The organism is Scandinavium hiltneri (assembly GCF_024764835.1).
Taxonomy (GTDB): domain Bacteria; phylum Pseudomonadota; class Gammaproteobacteria; order Enterobacterales; family Enterobacteriaceae; genus Scandinavium; species Scandinavium hiltneri.
This window is the reverse complement of record NZ_JALIGE010000076.1, coordinates 844,994-863,134: the sequence shown is the minus strand read 5'-3', so window position 1 is coordinate 863,134 and position 18,141 is coordinate 844,994. Positions and strand designations below refer to the sequence as shown.

The window sequence follows — 18,141 nt, the reverse complement described above, 5'->3', positions numbered from 1 at the left end:
TTTTTGCCTCATAATGGACTGACCCCGCCCCGGTAGACGATCCTGCCCTATAGTTTGAGCATAGGAGGAGCGTATGGGCACACCACGATTTACACCTGAATTTAAGGAAGAAGCCGTCCGTCAAATAACGGAACGCGGTTATTCCGTCGCTGAAGTTTCTGACCGGCTGGGCGTATCAGCACATAGTCTCTATAAGTGGTTACGGGCGATTAAACCCGATAACAGCGAGCAGCATGCCCGGGATTTACTGGAGGCCAAAAGCGAGATTCTGAAACTACGGGCGCAGCTAAAACGTACCGAAGAAGAACGGGATATCCTGAAAAAGGCCGCGCGGTACTTTGCAAGGGAGCCCGACTGAAGTACCGCTTTATCAATGAGCACCGCACTGTATGGGGTGTGATGACGATGTGTCGGGTACTGAATGTCGCCCGGGCCGGGTTCTATGCATGGCTGCATAACCCGATCTCGGCGCGTGATAAAGATAACCAGCGTCTGCTGACGCTTATCCGTGACTCATATTCACTTAGCGGAGGCGTATACGGTTACCGGCGGGTTCATGGCGATCTGAACGAAATCGGTGAAACCTGCGGCAAAAACCGGGTGGGTCGTATTATGCAACTGAACCGGATCAAAGCCGTACGAGGCTATAAAGCGCCGCGTCGTATCTCTGGCCGACCTTCAGTGATTGCCCCTAATCGCGTGCAGCGGCAGTTTACTGTTGTCCGGGCCAATCAGGTGTGGGTCACAGACATCACTTACATCCGCACCTGGCAGGGATGGTTGTATCTGGCGGTGGTTATCGATCTCTTCGCCCGTAACGTGGTCGGCTGGTCGATGAAGCCCACTCTCTCACGCGAACTGGCACTCGACGCGCTGATGATGGCCGTCTGGCGTCGAAAACCGGACGGTGAGGTCATCGTACATAGCGATCAAGGTAGCCAGTATAGCAGTGACGACTGGCAGCGTTTCTGCCGGGCCAATAACCTGGCTCCGAGCATGAGCCGGCGTGGCAACTGCTGGGATAATGCGGTGGCCGAATCGTTCTTCAGTTCACTGAAAAAAGAACGCATCAGGAAGAGAATATACAAAACCCGGGATCTGGCCCGGGCGGATATCTTCGATTACATTGAAGTGTTCTACAACCGGGCCCGGCGTCACAGTCATCTCGGTGGCGTCAGTCCGGAGGCCTTTGAACAGGCCTCGTCGTGAGGACAGAATTTGTCTACTGTCGTGGGGTCAGTCCAAAGTGTGGCAGAACTTAGGCTGGGAAGGGGCGTCCATCACATCACCTCTGGTTGAGAGTTTACTCACTTAGTCGCGTGTCCACTATTGGCGGGTAAGATCAGATAAGTGAGGTAACAACGATGAAACGTGACTGGGATTTGCTGCGACAGCAGTAAGTATCGTCTTAATACCGTCTGGTTCTGAAACCACGATCCTGTAGCTTTACTAATACAACGTATCAGTAAAGCTTTGTAGAAGATTGAAAAATGCCACTAACGGAATCTCCGGGAGTTTAACAGACGCCTCAGAGTCATTTAAAATGACTTAAAAGAGAGGTGTCCATACGCGGTAAACGTTATCCCGAAGATTTGCGCTCCTTAAGCAACACGGCTCAAAACTTTATATCCCCACGGGGCGAGATTAACGGTAGAAAGCGTTTCTGCCTCAACCGTTTCTTTGCTGAACCAGTCAACAAATTCCCCTTGGCAATCCGGATTAGCTAAGTTCAGGCACACGGTCTCGTCGCTGAAATTAACCATTGCAAGGATTGCGTGGCCCTCTTTTTCCCGTGAGAAGGCGATGGCCTTATCCTCATGATTATGATTAATCCTCACCATATCTCCACCGCTACTGGCGTTCCATAGCGCACGATTAAGATGCTTTAGCTGAAAAAGGCTTTTGTATAACTCTCCTATTCTGCTTTCCTGCCAATGGATGGAGTCTTTATCAAAGAATTTGAGTGAGTGTGCAAGGCCAGCCTCCTGCCCGCCGTAAATTAAGGGCATACCCTTGACCATCACCGTCAGAATAATAGCGGCTTCAAGTCCGTCCCCGAAATTAGAAAACTGATTCCCCTCCCATGCATTTTTGTCATGGTTTTCAATAAAGGACATGCTGATGCCATCCCGGGGGAAAGCTTTTGTCTGGTGGCCCATCCATTCAACCAGCGGGGCGATATTTTTATGATTTATCGCCTCAAGCATTTTTTCCCACAGGCTCCAGGAATAGACCATATCAAAAGATTTTTTCAGAAGATCTCGTGATTCCCATTCGGCCAACATAAACACAGGCTTGATATTGTCGAGTTCCCGACGCGCATTTTCCCAAAAATCAAGCGGCACAAAACCGGCGACATCGCAGCGGTAGCCGTCAATACCGGTTTCACGCACCCAGAACGTTAACGCACCGGTCATATATTCTCTCAGGCCGGCATTATCATAATTGAATTCAATAATGTCATCCCAGTCATACCAGGGTGTTGGCATAAAGTTGCCGCTTTTATTTCTGGAATACCATTCTGGATGTGTGGTGGTCAGAGCATTATCCAACGCCGAATGGTTGGCTACCCAGTCTAAAATGATGTACATACCCAAATCATGAATACTATTAACCAGATGCTTAAAGTCATCCAGCGTACCGAACTCTTCGTTCACGCCAAAGTAATCCCTCACGGAATACCCGCTTCCCAGGCTGCCTTTTCGCCCTTTAATGCCGATAGGATGTATCGGCATTAACCAGATAATATCAATGCCTAACTCCTTAATTCGTAGGAGATGTTCTTCAAAAGAGCGAAAAGTACCTTCAGGGGTAAACTGACGAATATTAACCTGATAGATAGTGGCATTCTGCGTCCAGTTTGGGTGCTTTATTTCTACATATTCCTCTGGTACATAGCTAATTATGCTACTCATCGCTTGCTCCTTAACATTATTCTGGGATGGTCAATGACTTTTATTATACGAAATGTGGTTTGCGCTGGACTCCTCCCGCAGAGGGAATGGGCGGGAGGAGCATGCCGTATGAGAAGTGAACATATAACGCGTTATGAATCGCCATTTGTTAACGTTTTGTGCTTTTTATAACCAATCTGGATCACATAAAACGGTTAAAAAAAGATATATATCACATAATTTCCCCCACGGCGTAGGGCGTAGGAGGAGGCGCAGATTAAAAACATAAATTAATTTTTCATTGATAAACCCTACAGAGAACACCGAAATGAAAAAATTATTTTTAACTACGCTATCCCTGTGTTGCATGGCAGCATTTGCTGCAAATGCCGAAATGAAAGCAGGAAATCTGGTGATTTGGGGAGGTAATCCAGGAGAGGGACGTCAGGCGCTGGAAAATATTGGTAAACAATTCGAAGCCGATACGGGTGTACATGTTACGGTTGAACACCCTAAAAACATGGAAGAGATTTACCCTATGGAAGCCAGTAACGGCGGCGGGCCGGATATTATTATGTATGCACACGACCGCTTCGGTGGCTACGCTAAGGCCGGACTGCTTGCCGAGGTAAATACCTCGCAGGAATTTAAAGATAAAATATCCTCCTTTGCCTGGGATGCCGTTAAATACAACGGCAAACTCATCGGTTACCCAATGAGTATTGAGGCGTTAACACTAATTTATAATAAAAAGCTTGTCAGTACACCGCCAAAAACGTGGGAAGAGATCCCCGCACTTAATCAGAAACTGCAAAAGAACGGTAAAAAAGCTATTATCTGGAACCTCGCTGAACCGTATTTTTCCTGGCCGCTGATTGCTTCCGCGGGTGGTTATGCGTTTAAACCCACAAAAGATGGCTATGACATTAATGATGTTGGTGTAAATAATAAAGGCTCAGTTAGCGGGCTAAGCTTTATTGTCGCTATGATCAAAAGTGGCGCACTTAATCCAGATACGGATTATCCGCTGGCTGAATCCAGCTTTATTAAAGGGGAATCTGCGATGACGATTAACGGCCCCTGGTCATGGGCTAATATCGAAAAAAGCGGCATTGACTATGGTGTAACAACGATCCCCACTTTCCAGGGTAAGCCGGCAAAACCTTTTGTTGGTGTAGTCAGCATCGGTATCAACGCCGCCAGTCCTAATAAAGATTTAGCAACCGAGTTTATTGAACATTACCTGTTAACGGACAAAGGGCTGGAGATGTTAAACAAGGCCAACCCGCTGGGAGCGGTGGCGTTAAAAAGCTATCAGGAACAGTTGAATAAGGATCCCCGCATTCAGGCAACCATGCTGAGCGCGCAAAATGGCGATGTGATGCCTAATATTCCGCAGATGGGTGGCTTCTGGTATGCCGAGAAGGCGGCCATCATCAACGCTATTAACCAAAAGCAGACGCCTCAGGAAGCGCTGGATGCGGCGGCGCAGCGCATAAAATCCGCGAATAAATAGATCCTTCGTGCCTTACCGGGGAACGCTATTTTTATTTTCATAAAAAAGCAGTCGTTATCCCGGTATCCATACGCCATTCGTTTTATCACTTTTATCCTGTTGTTTATCCCTTCCAGCCTGCTGGTATGCAGATAATTTGTGGAAATTATTCGGATTACGCCTGTTTTTGACTGATCTATATTTCACCCGTTACTGAATAAACCTTAACTAAATAGCTTATATGGACAGGCAAAAATGTCGCGGTATTTTGGATTGAGTGTAACACTATCCCGCAGTATCCAGTTTCGTGTCTGCCATGGCCAGTGGCAATGCATTACCGGCGGCACGATGATGAAATCATAAGGAATCTAAGATGAAGTTAACGTTGGGCGTTGTCTTGATGGCGGCCTTGATGGCCAGCAGCGTTCAGGCGCGCGATATGCAGTCGATTCAACAAAGCGGCGTGTTAAAAGTGGGCGTACCGGGCGACTATGCGCCGCTGGCGTTTCATAACGACGCCGGAGAGCTTATTGGCTATGACGTGGATATGGCCCGCGATCTTGGTAAGACGCTGGGTCTGAAGGTGACGTTTATCATCACCAGTTGGCCGACGCTATCCGCTGATTTAAAAGCTGATAAATTTGATATTGCCATGGGTGGCGTGACGCAGATACCGGCGCGTGAGAAAGAATTCTCGCTGAGCCAGCCGGTGGTGGCGAACGGTAAAATCGCCCTTGCCAACTGCACCGCCGCGCCAGCGCTTACCAGCCTCGAAAAGATCGACAAGCCGAATGTGAAGGTGATTGTTAACCCGGGTGGCACCAACCAAAGTTTTGTTGATGAACATATCAAGCATGCGCAGATCATTCGTGTGCAGAACAATGTTGATAACCTGCAGGCGCTACGGCAGAAAACCGCCGATATGATGGTGACTGACCTGATCGAAGGGGAGTATTACCAGGGCAAAGAGCCTGGCGTGTTCTGCGTGGCCAACGAGACGCCGTTCCCCGGCACTACCAGCTACAAGGTGTATATGATGAACAAGGATAATCCGGCGCTGCTGGAGAAAGTGAACCAGTGGCTGGATAGCCAGGACAAAAATGTCCTCAAGCGGAAGTGGAAAATTCACGGTTAATTTATGAAACGTGCTGCCGCCAGAAAGCAAGATTCTGGCGGTGCCCGTCGAAGCCATACTACACTGAATGTACGTGCCGCTGGCGCTGCGCTGATGCCGCGTCAACCGGCGACACAAATCTTACCCCTACACACTCTCCTGGACGTATATGCAGATGAAATATAGCTCGTTTTTTCTCATTGCTGCCCTGGCTCTGGCCGGGTGCAGCGCCAAAGGTGATACCGCCAGCGAAAAGCGTGCCGCGATCCAGAGTATGCGCACTGAAACGTTGAACAAACTCTACTCTCTGCACCCGGAAGCCCGCAGCGATGTTCAGCATTCAGAAGGCTATGCGGTATTTTCCAGTAACAACAGTAAGATTTTTCTCTTTGGTTTTGGCGGCGGCTTCGGCATTGTGAAAGACAGACACAGTGGTAAAGACACCTACATGAAAATGGCTCAGGGCGGTGCAGGCCTGGGCCTTGGTCTGAAACAGCAGGATACGGTAATGGTTTTCCACGATCGCGCTGTACTCAACAAGTTTATTACCAATGGCTATGTTGTCGGCGCTGATGCCAACGCCGCTGCCACTTACGATAACCAGGGGATTGGCGCGATAGGTGCTTCAGCAAAAGGTGTGGCACCGGATTCTGCCGCATTACCGTCGAAGGTCAATGTGTATGAAATCACCGAAAAAGGGCTGTCGGCGCAGGCAATGCTCAATGGCTATAAATACTGGCCTGATGATGAGCTGAATAAATAGTCTTTACCCTGCCGACGATATCCGGTAACAGACAAACGGCACATTCCAGTGCCGTTTTTAAATCTGCTCACTTTTTCAGCCAGCGATCGACGAACATCGTTCTTCACATAAAGATCTGTGTTGTGAATGACAGCTTTAGGGCGGTTTCTCATGCAATGGGCTGATACGCCCTGGAGATAAGCGTATTGTCGTGGTCAGCGTTACATGTCATATCAAGCGACTTTTTTATTTTTAAATAATTTTCGGCATTTCTTACTTTCACCGCTAACCTATAATAATCCGTTTTTTACTCGTCAAGACGGCGACAGACATCATTTCAACGGGAAGAACCCATAATGGAAAGCAATGATTTAATTACCATTGAAAGAAGACTCGTAACCAGATTTCTGGATATGTTCATTAAATTTGGACTGATCCTGGCACTGGCTTCTTTCTGTTTTACCGTATTTTCCCCCTTCCTCAACGTCATGTTGTGGGGGCTGATACTGGCCGTTACGCTTTATCCGCTGCATCAGTATTTCGCTAAAAAACTGGGCGGGAAGCAGGGTTTAGCTTCCGTTATTCTGGTGTTGCTCGGCGTGGCGCTTATCGTCGTCCCGACCATTATCATGCTCACCTCATTAGGGGAGAGCGCCACCACGCTGGTTGAGCAAGCCAGCCACACACATCTGGTTATCCCACCGCCTAATGCCAGCATCGGTACTATTCCTGTTATCGGTGGGAAGCTGTTTGCCTTATGGTCTCAGGCGTCACAGGATTTACCGGGCCTCATCAGTGACTACCACTCTCAGATTGCCCACGCGGCCAAACTGGTGCTGGCGGTTCTGGCAAGTATGGGCGGCGGCGTGTTCGGATTTATCATTTCCTTTATCGCGGCGGGCATCATGATGGCTGTGGGCGCATCCGGGGCGAATAGCGCGACGCGTATCGCCATGCGTATCACCGATGAAAGAAAAGGCGTTGAGCTGGTCAAACTTTGCACCGGAACGATTCGTGCTGTGGCTCAGGGCGTCATCGGTGTGGCTCTGATTCAGTCGCTGCTGGTGGGGATCATCATGGCGCTGGCCGGTATCCCGGCCGTGGGTATTTTCTTCGTTGCTGCACTGATCCTCGGGATTGCACAGGTTCCACTGCTGCTCGTCACCTTACCGGCGATTGCCCTGATGTGGATGACAGGCGACCACGGAACCGCGATGAATGTGGTCTTTACCGTGCTGCTGATTGTGGCAGGCATGGTCGACAACGTGCTTAAGCCAATGCTGCTGGGCCGTGGCGTGGATGTCCCAATGCCAGTTGTGCTGCTCGGGGCACTGGGCGGCATGGCGACAAACGGTATTCTGGGTATGTTCATCGGCGCTACGCTGCTGTCGATTGGCTATCTCATCTTTATGGCCTGGGTAAATGAAGGCCTAAAGAAAGCGGCGATTGAAAACGCAACACAGTAATTGATTTTCCTGACGTCCCGAATTATCGGGACGTCTTACCGCATATTGTTCACCTTCCACTAATTAAGACCGTCTTAATGTCAACGATTGTTATCAGTAAACTTCATTTAAAATAAAAATTATCGATAGAAAAATATACCTCGCTTAATTCTCTTACATTTACTCTGAGTTAAAAACTTGCGCTCCCATGACGTTAAGTTTAGTATTTCATCATTATCATATCATCTTTCAACACTAAGAATGTTCCCGCAGCGAAATCTCATATAATGAACGAATCCCGCGAAAAACTATTCTTGCCACGCAAATGCTTGGTAATCTGAAAACGCTACAAAGAGTACGGTTTCAATATTACCTGGGGCGATATTTACAGCCTGTCGATGCTACAGCTTAAAAATAATGCATGGCATGCGGATTATATTAAACTCGATCGCCGTCTGATGGCGAAAAGTCGTCTGAGTGAAACCCAGTCAATTATTCGTGAAGCGTTCCAGAAATTAGCGTTCAGCGGCGTCCGTTTCCAGCAGCTGCTGAATGTCAATCCTGCTGATGCCGCCGGAGTCGCTGTGATGCACCGTCACCACCCGCGCCTTGGCTAATTCCGCCAGCAACGTTTCTGGAACGTCAAAACTTTCCGCCAACTGTGCCTGCTCAAGTCCCGGCCTACGCTGGCGACGCTCTACGCCATGAAAGCGTATCTGATTATACCTGGCCCAGAAAATCAGCATCGCGCCGTTGAGCAATGCCACCGCAATGTACAGCGTCAGCGTATTGACGGTGGAGAAAAACGGGTGCGGCCCGGCGTGGGTGTTGTTCGTAATCTCCGTTACCACGCCCTTAAAAATCAGCCATGAAAATCCCAGCCACGCGATAACCGACATCAGCACGTCGAGAAGGCGCGGTAGAATGCGTTGTTCGGTGAAAATAAGTGCGTTCTGCTGCATGTCACATCCTTCCTATACCGCGATCGGGGCTGACCCAACGCGCACGGCCACGCTGGTTTTTGAGCATCACTTTCGGGAATGCGACCAGCGTAGTGAACAGGCTCAGCATCCAGTACACCACCGGGAACCAGATAACCCAGAACAGCGATGCGGCGATGCTCTTTTCATAACGTCGTTCAATCAACAGGCTGACCACGAACTGCAGCAGGCACACGACGCCCAGCAGAAGGCCGGTAAACTGCGGCGGAAACAGATGCTGTACGACCAGGTTACCGGGCATCGGAAGCACCAGACCGAGCAAATACAGCACGATACTCATGGCATAGGCGAAAGCCCAGGTAGTGGAAAGACAAAACTCGATAAACAGCGGCCACATACGGCGATATTCCCAGGCCCACAGGCGGCGGATGTTGACGCGGAACACTTCCGCACCGCCCTGAGCCCAGCGCAGGCGCTGTTTCCACAGGCCACGCAGGGTTTCGGGCATCAGGATCCAGCACAGCGCGCGCGGTTCGAAGAATATGGACCAGTGGCGAAGCTGCAGCTTCCAGCTGATATCGATATCCTCGGTTATCATGTCTGCACTCCAGTATCCGACCTCGGAGAGCGCGCGGCGGCGGAAGGCGGCGACCACGCCGGAGACAGTGAACACTTGGCCGTAAATTCGTTGGGTGCGTTTAATCAGCCCAATGATGGAGGAGAACTCGCCCACCTGAATACGGCCAATCAGGGTAGATCGCGTACGAATGCGCGGGCTGCCGGTCACCGCGCCGACGCGAGGGAAGGCCAGTAACGGGCCGACCAGATACGCCGCGGTGTCGCGGTCGAGCAGCGCATCGCCATCAATGCACACCAGGAAATCACTTTTTGCCGCCGCTGCACCTGCGGTCAGCGCCACCGCTTTGCCCTGATTTTCCGCCAGATGAATCACCCGCAATTTCGGATACTTGCTCGCCAGCTGGTTCAGCACGTCCGCAGTATTATCGGCGGAACCGTCGTTAATGGCGATAACCTCAATGTTTTCATAACGCTGTGCCAGCGCCGCTTCGATGGTTTCCCGGGCATTCAGTCCTTCGTTGTAGCATGGGATCAGAATGGAAATTAACGGGTTGCCTTTCAGCACCGGCGGCGGTGTCTCTTCATTCCATGACCAGCGCCGTTCACGGTAATACCAGAAGTAGATGCCCCCGGTCATCCACATCGCCGACATGAACAGCGGCCAGAAGAACACAAAGTTCAGGATGGCGGCACCGGTAAACACCGCAGCGACGCCCAGAGGCAGGCTCAGAACCAGACAAAGGATTAAAAACGCGAGTAAACGATCCATCATTTCTGCGGGTACCAGGCGGATGAGAAGGCGGGTGCTAACGGTGCCATTTCAGGCTTATCATTAACAAAATCATCAGGGTAATAACCAAAGCTACTGGCACCGTTCATTTGCAACAGCGTCATCCAGTCGGCAAGTTGGCGGGCGCTCACGTTGGCCTCATCGCCCTGTTTGTGCCAGTCACGTGCCTGTAATTCGAAAACGGTTTTATCCAGCGCCTGCGGGTGGCGGGCGATGGTTGTGACCAGGTTTTGCAGCCACGCATTACTTTGCGCCAGCGGCACGTTTTCCATCAACGGCATCGCCATCGGCGCAGTCCAGTCGTAGGTGCGGAGGAAATCATTGAGGTTTTGCGCGTACCACGCCTCGCTTTCCGGCTTGAGGACAGGCATGGCGTAAATGTTGCGCGCCGTTTTCACCTGTGGGCCACGGATGGCGCGCACGGCTTTGGTGAGGTCCATCGTGAAATCAATCAGATAGTGGCTTTTATAGCGCGTCCAGCGGTTGAATTCAGTGGGATCGCGGCGAATATTGTCCAGAGTGCCACTGAATCCGGCCTGCTGATACGCCACCATGGCTGGTGGGCTCACGTCTTCAAAATCAGACAGCAGCGCATCGTCGTGGAACAGGATCCCGTCGAACGTCGCATGGCTGGCCAGATCCTGGTAAATCTCGGTGATGCGTTTTCGTGCTTCCGGACTCCAGGGAGAAAGGCGTCGGTACTGCTTCGGGTCCACGCTGGTCTGGCCGGTTTTCGGATCCCAGTGGGTCACGCGGGGCAGCGAGGGGTCCAGCGCAAAAGAGAGTACCGGCATCCAGGCGTAAACGTTAACACCTGCGCGGGTTTGCAGCTGCCAGGAGATATAATTGAACAGGTCGGCGCGTACCGGCAGCCAGCGGTTCGGGAAGTACAACGCTTTGATGTTACCGTCGCCGTCCGGGTCGGCAAACGCCTGCAGGAAAACGGTGGTAATGCGCATGTCGTGCACGCGCTCTATAAGCTTATCGATGTTCTTGCGCTGCTGTTCAGGGTTCGGATCGTAGATGTAGTCGAGGTCGATATGCATCACCCGCATCAGGTGCCGCTCCTGCACCTGTGTCACCTGTTCGGCAAAATCGTGCAAACTCGGGTTCCCGGACATCAACATACGTGGAATGCTCATCAGGTTATTCACGTCACCGAGCCCGTCGTCGAGAGTGAATGCTAACTGATAGCCGTGCTTTTGCGCGATGGAGAGCGTGGTTCCGCCCGCCGCGCCGTAAGGCCAGACCCATGCGCGGGGGGATTTATGGGTGACGTCTTTCAGTTTGCGGGTGATGTGGTCCACGTCACCGTCGATGCGCTGATAGAACTGCGAAGCCGTCTCGTATTGTCCGCTTTTTGGGTCATACAGACGGTTGGCCACCGCTGGTTGTGTGGTGCCTTCCGGGTTGGCCTGGCCGCCATAATGCGATGCCCAGGTGTGGGCGCCAATTTCGACCAGCGGCGATTCACTCAGGGTTTTCACCATATCCCAGGTGGCAAACCGTTCTCGCGGGGTCATCAGCCCACCGAAATTCACTTTTTGATTCAGCGGGGTGCTGACCCAACTGCCGACCGGAGCCCACAGCGCGGGCCAGTTATAGGCCTTTAACAGTGGCCAGACGCGGGAATAAAAACTGCTGTAACCATCGTCAAAACTTAACAGTACCGCTTTTGGTGGCAGTTCTTTTCCGCCGTTATGCGCATCGAGAATTTGCTGCACGCTGACCGGCTGATAATGGTTGTCGCGCAGCCACGCAATCTGGTCCTTCAGCGCGCTGGTACGCACCGTCAGGTAGCGTTCATCGGCGGCACCGTCTTCAATGTCGTGATAGCAAATCACCAGGAAATGATTTTTCGGCCACGGTTGATTAACCCGTTGCTGCGCACGCTGAGCGGGCGGCACAAACGGCGGCGGCGTCTCGCCAAAAGCAATTTCAGACATCAGCCAGCACAGAACAATCAGCGTGATATGGAGAAAGTATTTAGGCATCAGTGGCCTCCGAACCGATAATTCAAATCAAACGCGACGCCGAGATTTTTCTCCCGCGTGCCGTCATAAGGGCGCTTGTCCCAGGTGAGCATGACGTCCATGTCGAGCTGATTGTTCCATTGGATGCGCTGTCCGTAACCCAGCGTGGTGATGGCTCCGTTTTTTTCGCCTTTTTGCACGTAGGTCCCGAGGCCCGCGGTGAACAGCTGGCTCCAGACCGTGTTATAGCGGCGGTATAAAATCTGCTCCGCAGACAGGGCAGGCAGAATGGCGAGGTCACGCTTTGGGTTGTAGTAGGGGGTGTCCGTTTTACTGTTGCTGCTGGCGCTGATATCCGGGGTGAAATCCAGAGTGAAATGCGGCGTGGTCCACAGCCGTTCTTTACCGGTGAAGTTCAGCGCCATGCGTGTGTTGCCGTCGGAGAACCACTGCGGGGCGAGGGTGAGTTGGTACTCACGTCGCTCGCTTTGATACCAGCGCACCCACAGATCGCCGCCATTAGAGGTGATGCCGTTTCGCAACGCGCGCAGCGGCGTTTCGCTCGACATTCGTTGGGCAGAACCGCCGATGCGCCAGTTATCGTTGACGTCATGCCAGCCGGAAAAACGCACGCCAAGTTTATTGCCTCCGGCAAAATTGCGGTTCGACAGCCCGAGCTCGGCCCAGTTATCGCGGGAGGTGTATTCCACGCCGCCGAGCACATCGCGGTTCGAGCCTTTGCCTTCGTCGAACTCGCCGGTCGCGTAGTTAAACCCGGCAAAAGGCCGCCAGTGATCGGCAATGCGCGGGCCGTACAGCGCCGTTTTGAGGGTGAAATCGTGGGAGCCGCTGATCGGGCTGTCGGAAGAAATGCCCTTGTCGCCAGTGATGCGCAGCTCATAGCCATTTTGCAAATCGCGATCGCGTTCGAGCTGGCGGATATCTGGGGCGTCCGGGTTTCTGGCGACCAAATCGTCGGTCAGCAGATCCATCTGACGCCACTCCTGCAAATCCATTGCCACTTCGGCCTGCTGGCGCTCCAGCTCAGGATTCGATGGCTCCAGCGGCTCGGCCAGTTTCAGCTCACGTTCTGCCGCGCGCGGCAGACCACGTGCGGCCAGGACGCTGGCGTAGTTAATCAACAGCCCTTGATTGCCGGGCCCACTGCGCGCCAGATGGCGGGCGTATTGCTCCGCTTCGGGGAGACGGTTGGCCATTTGCAGATACTGTGACATCAACAATCGGCCATTCAGCCAGCTGTCGTTAGGCTGCGGAACCGGTGAACCGTAGTGGAAAGTGTTGTACGGGCTGTCAGCAATAATGCGCTCCGCCTCGCATTTAGCGGCGGGGAAATCTTCATTTTCAATGGAGGCGTAAAACATCTCCTGCTGATCGTCGGGCAGCAGAGTCGCCGGGCTTACCTTTTTATACACGTCGTTGAACAGACGATGGGCTTTGTCGGGACGCATTTGCGCCAGCCAGGCGGATGCCACCCAGCGTTTGGCGTAATCCGGCACCGGTTTGCCGTCGGCGGTTAGCGCCTGGTATTCGTCAGTGACCTCGGCAAAACGCTGACGCGTCAATAACGCACCAAGACGGTCAATGCGCGCCTGGCGGATATCGGCCTGGGCATCCGGATTGTTTTTCCACTGTGCCAGCAGGCTGTCGTAGCGTGCCAGCACCTGGTCGGCAACCACATAATGTTCCGCTTCGCCGTGGGTAGTGGTCCGGGCGTTACGCACCATCACTGCCGCAGCTTTCAGCTCCAGCTGGCGGCTGGCGGCGGCGGAAATGTTCATCGAACGTGACAGCCTGAGCGCCGGGAAGGCGATATGATTTTTGTCCCAGGCGGCAAGCAGGTCGGTTTTGAAGGCTTTGCCTTGCTGATGGTTTTGCCACGCCAGGGTCAGGGAGAGCAGTGAGTCGCGGCTTTTTCCCTGCGCGCGCCAGGCGTAGGCCAACAGTTGGTAGTGATAGGCGCTCGGTGCATCGCGCACCAGGCGCTGGGCTTCATAGAGGGCTTGTTTATCATGGCGCGCATCGGCCAGGGTCATGACCCAGCCTGCGCGGATATCGTCATCGTCCGGCGACATTTTCCGCGCTTTGTCCCACAGCACCAGCGAGACATCCCATTGCTGTTGATTGCGGTACGCCTGTGCCGCCGCGGCAACGCCCCAGGTTGGGATCGCCATTTTCGGGCTGTAGCGTCGCCAGAGGGAAATGACGTCCGCATCATGCCCCGCCCAGCCCGAAACCTGCAGCCAGTCAGCGACCTGCGATTCGGTCAGTGGGGCGTGTTGTGCGCGCTGCTGGAGCCAGTTCAGCAGCGGAGCGGTTTGTCCGTCGCGGGCCAGCAACACTTTTTTATCGTAGGCGCCATCGTCGGCCCGGGCCGGGAAGGTGCACGCCAGACAGAGGCTCACCGCGAGGGAAATCACGCTGTAGCGTCGTAGGGTTGAGATTCTGGCTATCGCTCTCATGGCAAAACGCTCAGGCCCACGAAACGCGATCGCGTCCGGCTGATTTCGCCTGGTACAGCGCCGCATCGGCTTTTTCCAGCAGCGTTTCGATAGAGGTATCGTCAACCTGAACAGCACCGAAGCTGGCGGTAATGCCAACCTGATTGCCATCGGGTGCGACAAAGCGCATCGCCCGGATATTCTCCTGGAAACGCGCGAGGATTTTTTGCGCCTTAACGTTTGAATCGGCGTTGAACATCACCGCGAACTCTTCACCACCGAAACGGGCGACAAAGTCCCCCGCGCGGCAGTTGCTTTGCAGCGTGCGCGCCAGGCCAATAAGCACTTCGTCACCGAACGGGTGACCCCAGGTGTCGTTGACCCGTTTGAAGTGATCGACGTCGATAATCGCCAGCCAGATTGAGGCTCCTGCTGGAAGTTGTTCCGGAAGCTGAGCGACCTGTTCGTTGAAGAAACGACGGTTGCCAATCCCGGTCAGCGGATCTTCATTCATCTTGCGGGTCAGCACTTTGGTTTCTGCTTTTTGCTGCTTAAACACGCCGTCTAATATATCGATGGATTTGAACAAATTCTGAATTTCCGCCGCATCTTCCGCGTCGGTGCCGTTTTTATTGATGTTGTCATCAATCACATTGCGGATGGTTTCGTTCAGCGTCAGCAGCGGTTTTAGCACCCGTAAGTTAATAAAGATGCAGATGGTGATAATGATGCACAGCAGGGCAATCAGCGAGATGATAACCTCGACCAGACGTGAAAAGGATTGTTCGGTCTGGTTTGCGAAAAAGCTGCCCAAATTATCGAGATATTTTTGCTCCAGGAACTGGAAGCTGCTCAGGCCTTCGCGATATTGAATCGAAAAATCCACCGCATCGATATGCTTAAGGCCGTTATAGGTCATCTGATTATCGACGGACTTAATCAGAAATTCGGTTTTGTTATTATAATCATCGCGTGCGCGCTGCAAATCACCGCTCAGCACTGGATTTTCTTTCAGACCGCCAAGCATCAACCACAGTACGTTCAGACGTGCCTGGCGTTTGGTGGTGGCGGTAAGATCGGCTGACGAAATGGGAATGTCATAGCGCAGGGAGTACAGATAGGGCGTCGCCATCCGGCCCAGCGTATCCCTTATCTCCCCGAGTGAAAGCAGAGTATAGAAATAGCCGGTGCCCGCAATGTCTCTGCTGGCATAATTCATCGACACCGAGATAGTGATTTTATTAAAGGCACTGGTGGCGTCCAGCAGGACGTTCATCGCACGGTAGACTTCGGTCGGTGATTTATCTGGAACCGCCATCACGTCATCGACTTTGCGTCTGGCGATGCTCAAACCCTCTTCGGCATCTGCGACCTCATCGGAAAGTTCGGGAATCGCTATGAGCTGCTTAAGGGATTCATCGGTTTTCTCCCGAGCCATCGCCAGGGCGGTTTTGGCGTGAAGATCGTCCTGGGCCGATTCCAGCAAATACTCGTTCGAGTAACCGCGTTCATTGCCCATCAGGTGATTGGCATTCAGCATCAACTTGATGGTGTTGAATTTCGCGGCGCGCTCTCGGGCGGCGATGTAGTGCTGGGAGACCGTCGAGATTTGCCACCAGCTCAGCACGGTTGAAATCAGTGCCACCGCGCAGGACAGGGCAATGAGCATCCTCATTATCTCGGCATTTCTTAAAATTTTCTTACTTTTGCTCATGCGTGCGTTTGCCTGGAAATGAAAGCGGAAATCAACGCATTGCATAAACAATAAAGATTGCCACTGAGAGAGTATTCAGAAAGGGTTCAATGGTGTCAGGCTGGATAAAACAGCGGCGCTGACAGTACATCGTTTAATATAAAGACTATCCGATGATTATATAATGGATGGAGAGGTGGCTGAGAATGGAGTTGTTTATAATTAAATCTCAGGGCCGGGAAGTGTCTTATTTTTTGATGGAATGACAACAAAATAAAACCGCCCGGAGGCGGATTCATTATTTATTCAGTTCGGTTTTCGCGTCGGCTAATTCTTCTTTCGCGTCATCCAGTTTTTCCTGCTTTTTCTGGATCTTATCCGTGCGGCCTGTTGCTTTTGCCTCACTCAATTCCTGCTCACGCTCGGCGACTTTTTGCTCTTTTTTACGCACGTCGGCTTCACGGTCTGCACGCAGTGACGCGTCGGTACAGTTGGCACTCACTTCTGACAACGCTTTTTCAAGTCCGGCGATGCGGTAGCTATTGTTATGTGCCTTGGCGTAGTCGATTTGCTGTTGGATGTCGTCCTTCTTCGCCGCGCAGCCGGTGAGGTTTGACTGGGCAAGGGCAGAGGTGGCAGGCAGTGCCAGCAAAAGCAGGGCAACGGTTGTTTTCCGGGGGATAGCAGCGAACGTCATGGTTTTACACTCCGTGTTCAGTAACGTAAGGATTATCTTAACCGACAGTTCTTAATAATTTCTTAAATCCCCCAATAAAATGCGGGATGATTCATTTTTTCGCCAACCCTTGACCCTCAACAAGGTCGCCTCTGGCCACTTCTCGCATAATCACCGCCGTTTATCCTCTTACTGGTGTGATTGTATGGTTAACCAACTGAACCTTAACTGGCCCGAGTTTTTAGAGAAATATTGGCAAAAACAGCCCGTTGTGTTGAAAAATGCCTTCCCAAACTTTGTTGACACGATCACGCCAGATGAGCTGGCAGGCCTTGCAATGGAGCCGGAAGTGGACAGCCGTCTGGTCCGTCAAACTGACGGACAATGGGACGCCAGCCATGGTCCATTCGAGGATTTCGACGGTCTGGGCGAAACCGGCTGGTCGCTGCTGGCACAGGCCGTCAACCACTGGCATGCGCCGTCGGCGGAGCTGGTGCGTCCATTCCGCGTACTGCCGGACTGGCGTCTGGACGACCTGATGATCTCCTTCTCAGTGCCGGGCGGTGGCGTTGGCCCGCACATCGATAACTACGATGTCTTTATCATTCAGGGTATGGGCCGCCGTCGCTGGCGCGTGGGTGATGCTATCCCAATGCGTCAGTTCTGCCCGCATCCGGCACTGCTGCACGTCGATCCGTTTGAACCGATTATCGATGTTGAAATGGAGCCGGGCGATATTCTGTATATCCCACCTGGATTCCCGCACGACGGTTACACTTTTGAAAACACGCTGAACTACTCCGTGGGCTTCCGTGGGCCAAACGGTCGCGACCTGATCAGCAGCTTTGCCGATTACGCACTGGAAAACGATCTGGGTGGCGCGCACTACGGCGACCCGGAACTGACCGTACGCGAGCATCCGGGCAAGGTTGAAGCGCATGAGCTTGAGCGCCTGCGTAACATGATGATCGACGTTATCAGCCAGCCGGAAGACTTCGCCCAGTGGTTTGGCCGCTTCGCTTCTACGCCGCGCCACGAACTGGATATCGCCCCGGCAGAACCGCCGTATGCGGAAGAAGAAGTGCGGGATGCGCTGACGGGCGGCGAAACGCTGGTTCGTCTGAGCGGTCTGCGCGTGCTGAACATCGGTGACAGATTCTTCCTCAACAGTGAAGGCTGGAAGACGGTAGACACCAAAGCCGCCGACGCGCTGTGCCGTTTCACCGAACTCGGTCAGCAGGAACTGGGCGATGCGCTGCAAAACCCGGCGTTTATCGCCGAGCTGACAGCGTTTATCAATCAGGGTTATTGGTACTTCGAAGAGTAAGTTTCCATGCCCG

At 52.6% G+C, this 18,141-nt stretch carries 14 protein-coding genes; 6 read left to right on the top strand and 8 right to left on the bottom strand.

The window, feature by feature from the left end; all coding sequences use genetic code 11:
- Nucleotides 1-73: 73 nt before the first annotated feature.
- Nucleotides 74-1,209 (top strand): IS3 family transposase gene (locus MUU47_RS21520; protein WP_258990187.1). Its coding sequence is split into 2 segments (ribosomal slippage): nucleotides 74-320 and nucleotides 320-1,209, totalling 1,137 coding nucleotides; the frame shifts between segments, so codons are not numbered across the junction.
- Nucleotides 1,210-1,601: 392 nt separating this feature from the next.
- Here the strand turns inward: MUU47_RS21520 and MUU47_RS21515 are convergent.
- Nucleotides 1,602-2,915 (bottom strand): alpha-amylase family glycosyl hydrolase, encoded by a 1,314-nt coding sequence (locus tag MUU47_RS21515; RefSeq protein WP_258990185.1) that lies wholly within the window; start codon nucleotides 2,913-2,915, stop codon nucleotides 1,602-1,604.
- A gap of 307 nt (nucleotides 2,916-3,222) precedes the next feature.
- Between MUU47_RS21515 and malE the strand changes: the two genes are divergently transcribed.
- Nucleotides 3,223-4,410: a maltose/maltodextrin ABC transporter substrate-binding protein MalE gene (malE, locus tag MUU47_RS21510; RefSeq protein WP_258990184.1), complete on the top strand. Its 1,188-nt coding sequence runs from the start codon at nucleotides 3,223-3,225 to the stop codon at nucleotides 4,408-4,410.
- Here the strand turns inward: malE and MUU47_RS21505 are convergent.
- Nucleotides 4,359-4,589 (bottom strand): transposase, encoded by a 231-nt coding sequence (locus tag MUU47_RS21505; RefSeq protein ID WP_309578276.1) that lies wholly within the window; start codon nucleotides 4,587-4,589, stop codon nucleotides 4,359-4,361. The genes malE and MUU47_RS21505 overlap by 52 nt on opposite strands.
- Before the next feature lie 173 nt (nucleotides 4,590-4,762).
- Here MUU47_RS21505 and MUU47_RS21500 point away from each other — a divergent pair, with 173 nt between their 5' ends.
- The 3 genes from MUU47_RS21500 (at nucleotide 4,763) to MUU47_RS21490 (ending at nucleotide 7,711) form a co-directional block, all read left to right on the top strand.
- The gene (locus tag MUU47_RS21500) at nucleotides 4,763-5,524 is read left to right on the top strand and encodes a transporter substrate-binding domain-containing protein (RefSeq protein ID WP_258990182.1); all 762 of its coding nucleotides are present in this window, start codon (nucleotides 4,763-4,765) and stop codon (nucleotides 5,522-5,524) included.
- A 154-nt stretch (nucleotides 5,525-5,678) separates the two neighbouring features.
- Nucleotides 5,679-6,266 carry a lipid-binding SYLF domain-containing protein gene (locus MUU47_RS21495; RefSeq protein WP_258990180.1) on the top strand — a complete coding sequence of 196 codons (588 nt, stop codon included), beginning with the start codon at nucleotides 5,679-5,681 and terminating at the stop codon, nucleotides 6,264-6,266.
- A 335-nt stretch (nucleotides 6,267-6,601) separates the two neighbouring features.
- Entirely contained in the window at nucleotides 6,602-7,711 is a 1,110-nt protein-coding gene (locus MUU47_RS21490; RefSeq protein ID WP_309578274.1) for an AI-2E family transporter, read from the top strand.
- 494 nt (nucleotides 7,712-8,205) lie between these two features.
- Here MUU47_RS21490 and pgaD read toward each other — a convergent pair whose 3' ends face one another.
- From pgaD to MUU47_RS21460, 6 genes are all read right to left on the bottom strand, one after another.
- Nucleotides 8,206-8,652 (bottom strand): poly-beta-1,6-N-acetyl-D-glucosamine biosynthesis protein PgaD, encoded by a 447-nt coding sequence (gene pgaD, locus MUU47_RS21485; RefSeq protein ID WP_258990178.1) that lies wholly within the window; start codon nucleotides 8,650-8,652, stop codon nucleotides 8,206-8,208.
- 1 nt (nucleotide 8,653) lies between these two features.
- Nucleotides 8,654-9,982: a poly-beta-1,6-N-acetyl-D-glucosamine synthase gene (gene pgaC, locus MUU47_RS21480; protein WP_258990177.1), complete on the bottom strand. Its 1,329-nt coding sequence runs from the start codon at nucleotides 9,980-9,982 to the stop codon at nucleotides 8,654-8,656.
- Nucleotides 9,979-11,994 carry a poly-beta-1,6-N-acetyl-D-glucosamine N-deacetylase PgaB gene (gene pgaB, locus MUU47_RS21475; RefSeq protein ID WP_258990176.1) on the bottom strand — a complete coding sequence of 672 codons (2,016 nt, stop codon included), beginning with the start codon at nucleotides 11,992-11,994 and terminating at the stop codon, nucleotides 9,979-9,981. Before pgaB ends, pgaC begins: the two co-directional genes overlap by 4 nt.
- Nucleotides 11,994-14,453 (bottom strand): poly-beta-1,6 N-acetyl-D-glucosamine export porin PgaA, encoded by a 2,460-nt coding sequence (pgaA, locus tag MUU47_RS21470; protein WP_258990175.1) that lies wholly within the window; start codon nucleotides 14,451-14,453, stop codon nucleotides 11,994-11,996. The genes pgaB and pgaA overlap by 1 nt, the downstream gene beginning before the upstream one ends.
- A gap of 10 nt (nucleotides 14,454-14,463) precedes the next feature.
- Nucleotides 14,464-16,101 (bottom strand): GGDEF domain-containing protein, encoded by a 1,638-nt coding sequence (locus tag MUU47_RS21465; protein ID WP_258990174.1) that lies wholly within the window; start codon nucleotides 16,099-16,101, stop codon nucleotides 14,464-14,466.
- 322 nt (nucleotides 16,102-16,423) lie between these two features.
- On the bottom strand, nucleotides 16,424-16,822 hold the full coding sequence (locus MUU47_RS21460) for a DUF1090 domain-containing protein (RefSeq protein WP_258990173.1): 399 nt from the start codon (nucleotides 16,820-16,822) through the stop codon (nucleotides 16,424-16,426).
- A 184-nt stretch (nucleotides 16,823-17,006) separates the two neighbouring features.
- On the opposite strand from MUU47_RS21460, the gene MUU47_RS21455 reads away from it, so the two are divergent.
- Nucleotides 17,007-18,128, top strand: a complete 1,122-nt coding sequence (locus tag MUU47_RS21455) for a ribosomal protein uL16 3-hydroxylase (RefSeq protein WP_258990172.1) — start codon at nucleotides 17,007-17,009, stop codon at nucleotides 18,126-18,128.
- The last annotated feature ends 13 nt before the right edge of the window (nucleotides 18,129-18,141 follow it).

Excerpts from the sequence above, each read along its gene's own strand:
- MUU47_RS21515 (WP_258990185.1), bottom strand. The coding sequence starts at position 2,915 with ATGAGTAGCATAATTAGCTATGTACCAGAGGAATATGTAGAAATAAAG.
- malE (WP_258990184.1), top strand. The coding sequence starts at position 3,223 with ATGAAAAAATTATTTTTAACTACGCTATCCCTGTGTTGCATGGCAGCA.
- MUU47_RS21500 (WP_258990182.1), top strand. The coding sequence starts at position 4,763 with ATGAAGTTAACGTTGGGCGTTGTCTTGATGGCGGCCTTGATGGCCAGC.
- MUU47_RS21495 (WP_258990180.1), top strand. The coding sequence starts at position 5,679 with ATGAAATATAGCTCGTTTTTTCTCATTGCTGCCCTGGCTCTGGCCGGG.
- MUU47_RS21490 (WP_309578274.1), top strand. The coding sequence starts at position 6,602 with ATGGAAAGCAATGATTTAATTACCATTGAAAGAAGACTCGTAACCAGA.
- pgaD (WP_258990178.1), bottom strand. The coding sequence starts at position 8,652 with ATGCAGCAGAACGCACTTATTTTCACCGAACAACGCATTCTACCGCGC.
- pgaC (WP_258990177.1), bottom strand. The coding sequence starts at position 9,982 with ATGATGGATCGTTTACTCGCGTTTTTAATCCTTTGTCTGGTTCTGAGC.
- pgaB (WP_258990176.1), bottom strand. The coding sequence starts at position 11,994 with ATGCCTAAATACTTTCTCCATATCACGCTGATTGTTCTGTGCTGGCTG.
- pgaA (WP_258990175.1), bottom strand. The coding sequence starts at position 14,453 with ATGAGAGCGATAGCCAGAATCTCAACCCTACGACGCTACAGCGTGATT.
- MUU47_RS21465 (WP_258990174.1), bottom strand. The coding sequence starts at position 16,101 with ATGCTCATTGCCCTGTCCTGCGCGGTGGCACTGATTTCAACCGTGCTG.
- MUU47_RS21460 (WP_258990173.1), bottom strand. The coding sequence starts at position 16,822 with ATGACGTTCGCTGCTATCCCCCGGAAAACAACCGTTGCCCTGCTTTTG.
- MUU47_RS21455 (WP_258990172.1), top strand. The coding sequence starts at position 17,007 with ATGGTTAACCAACTGAACCTTAACTGGCCCGAGTTTTTAGAGAAATAT.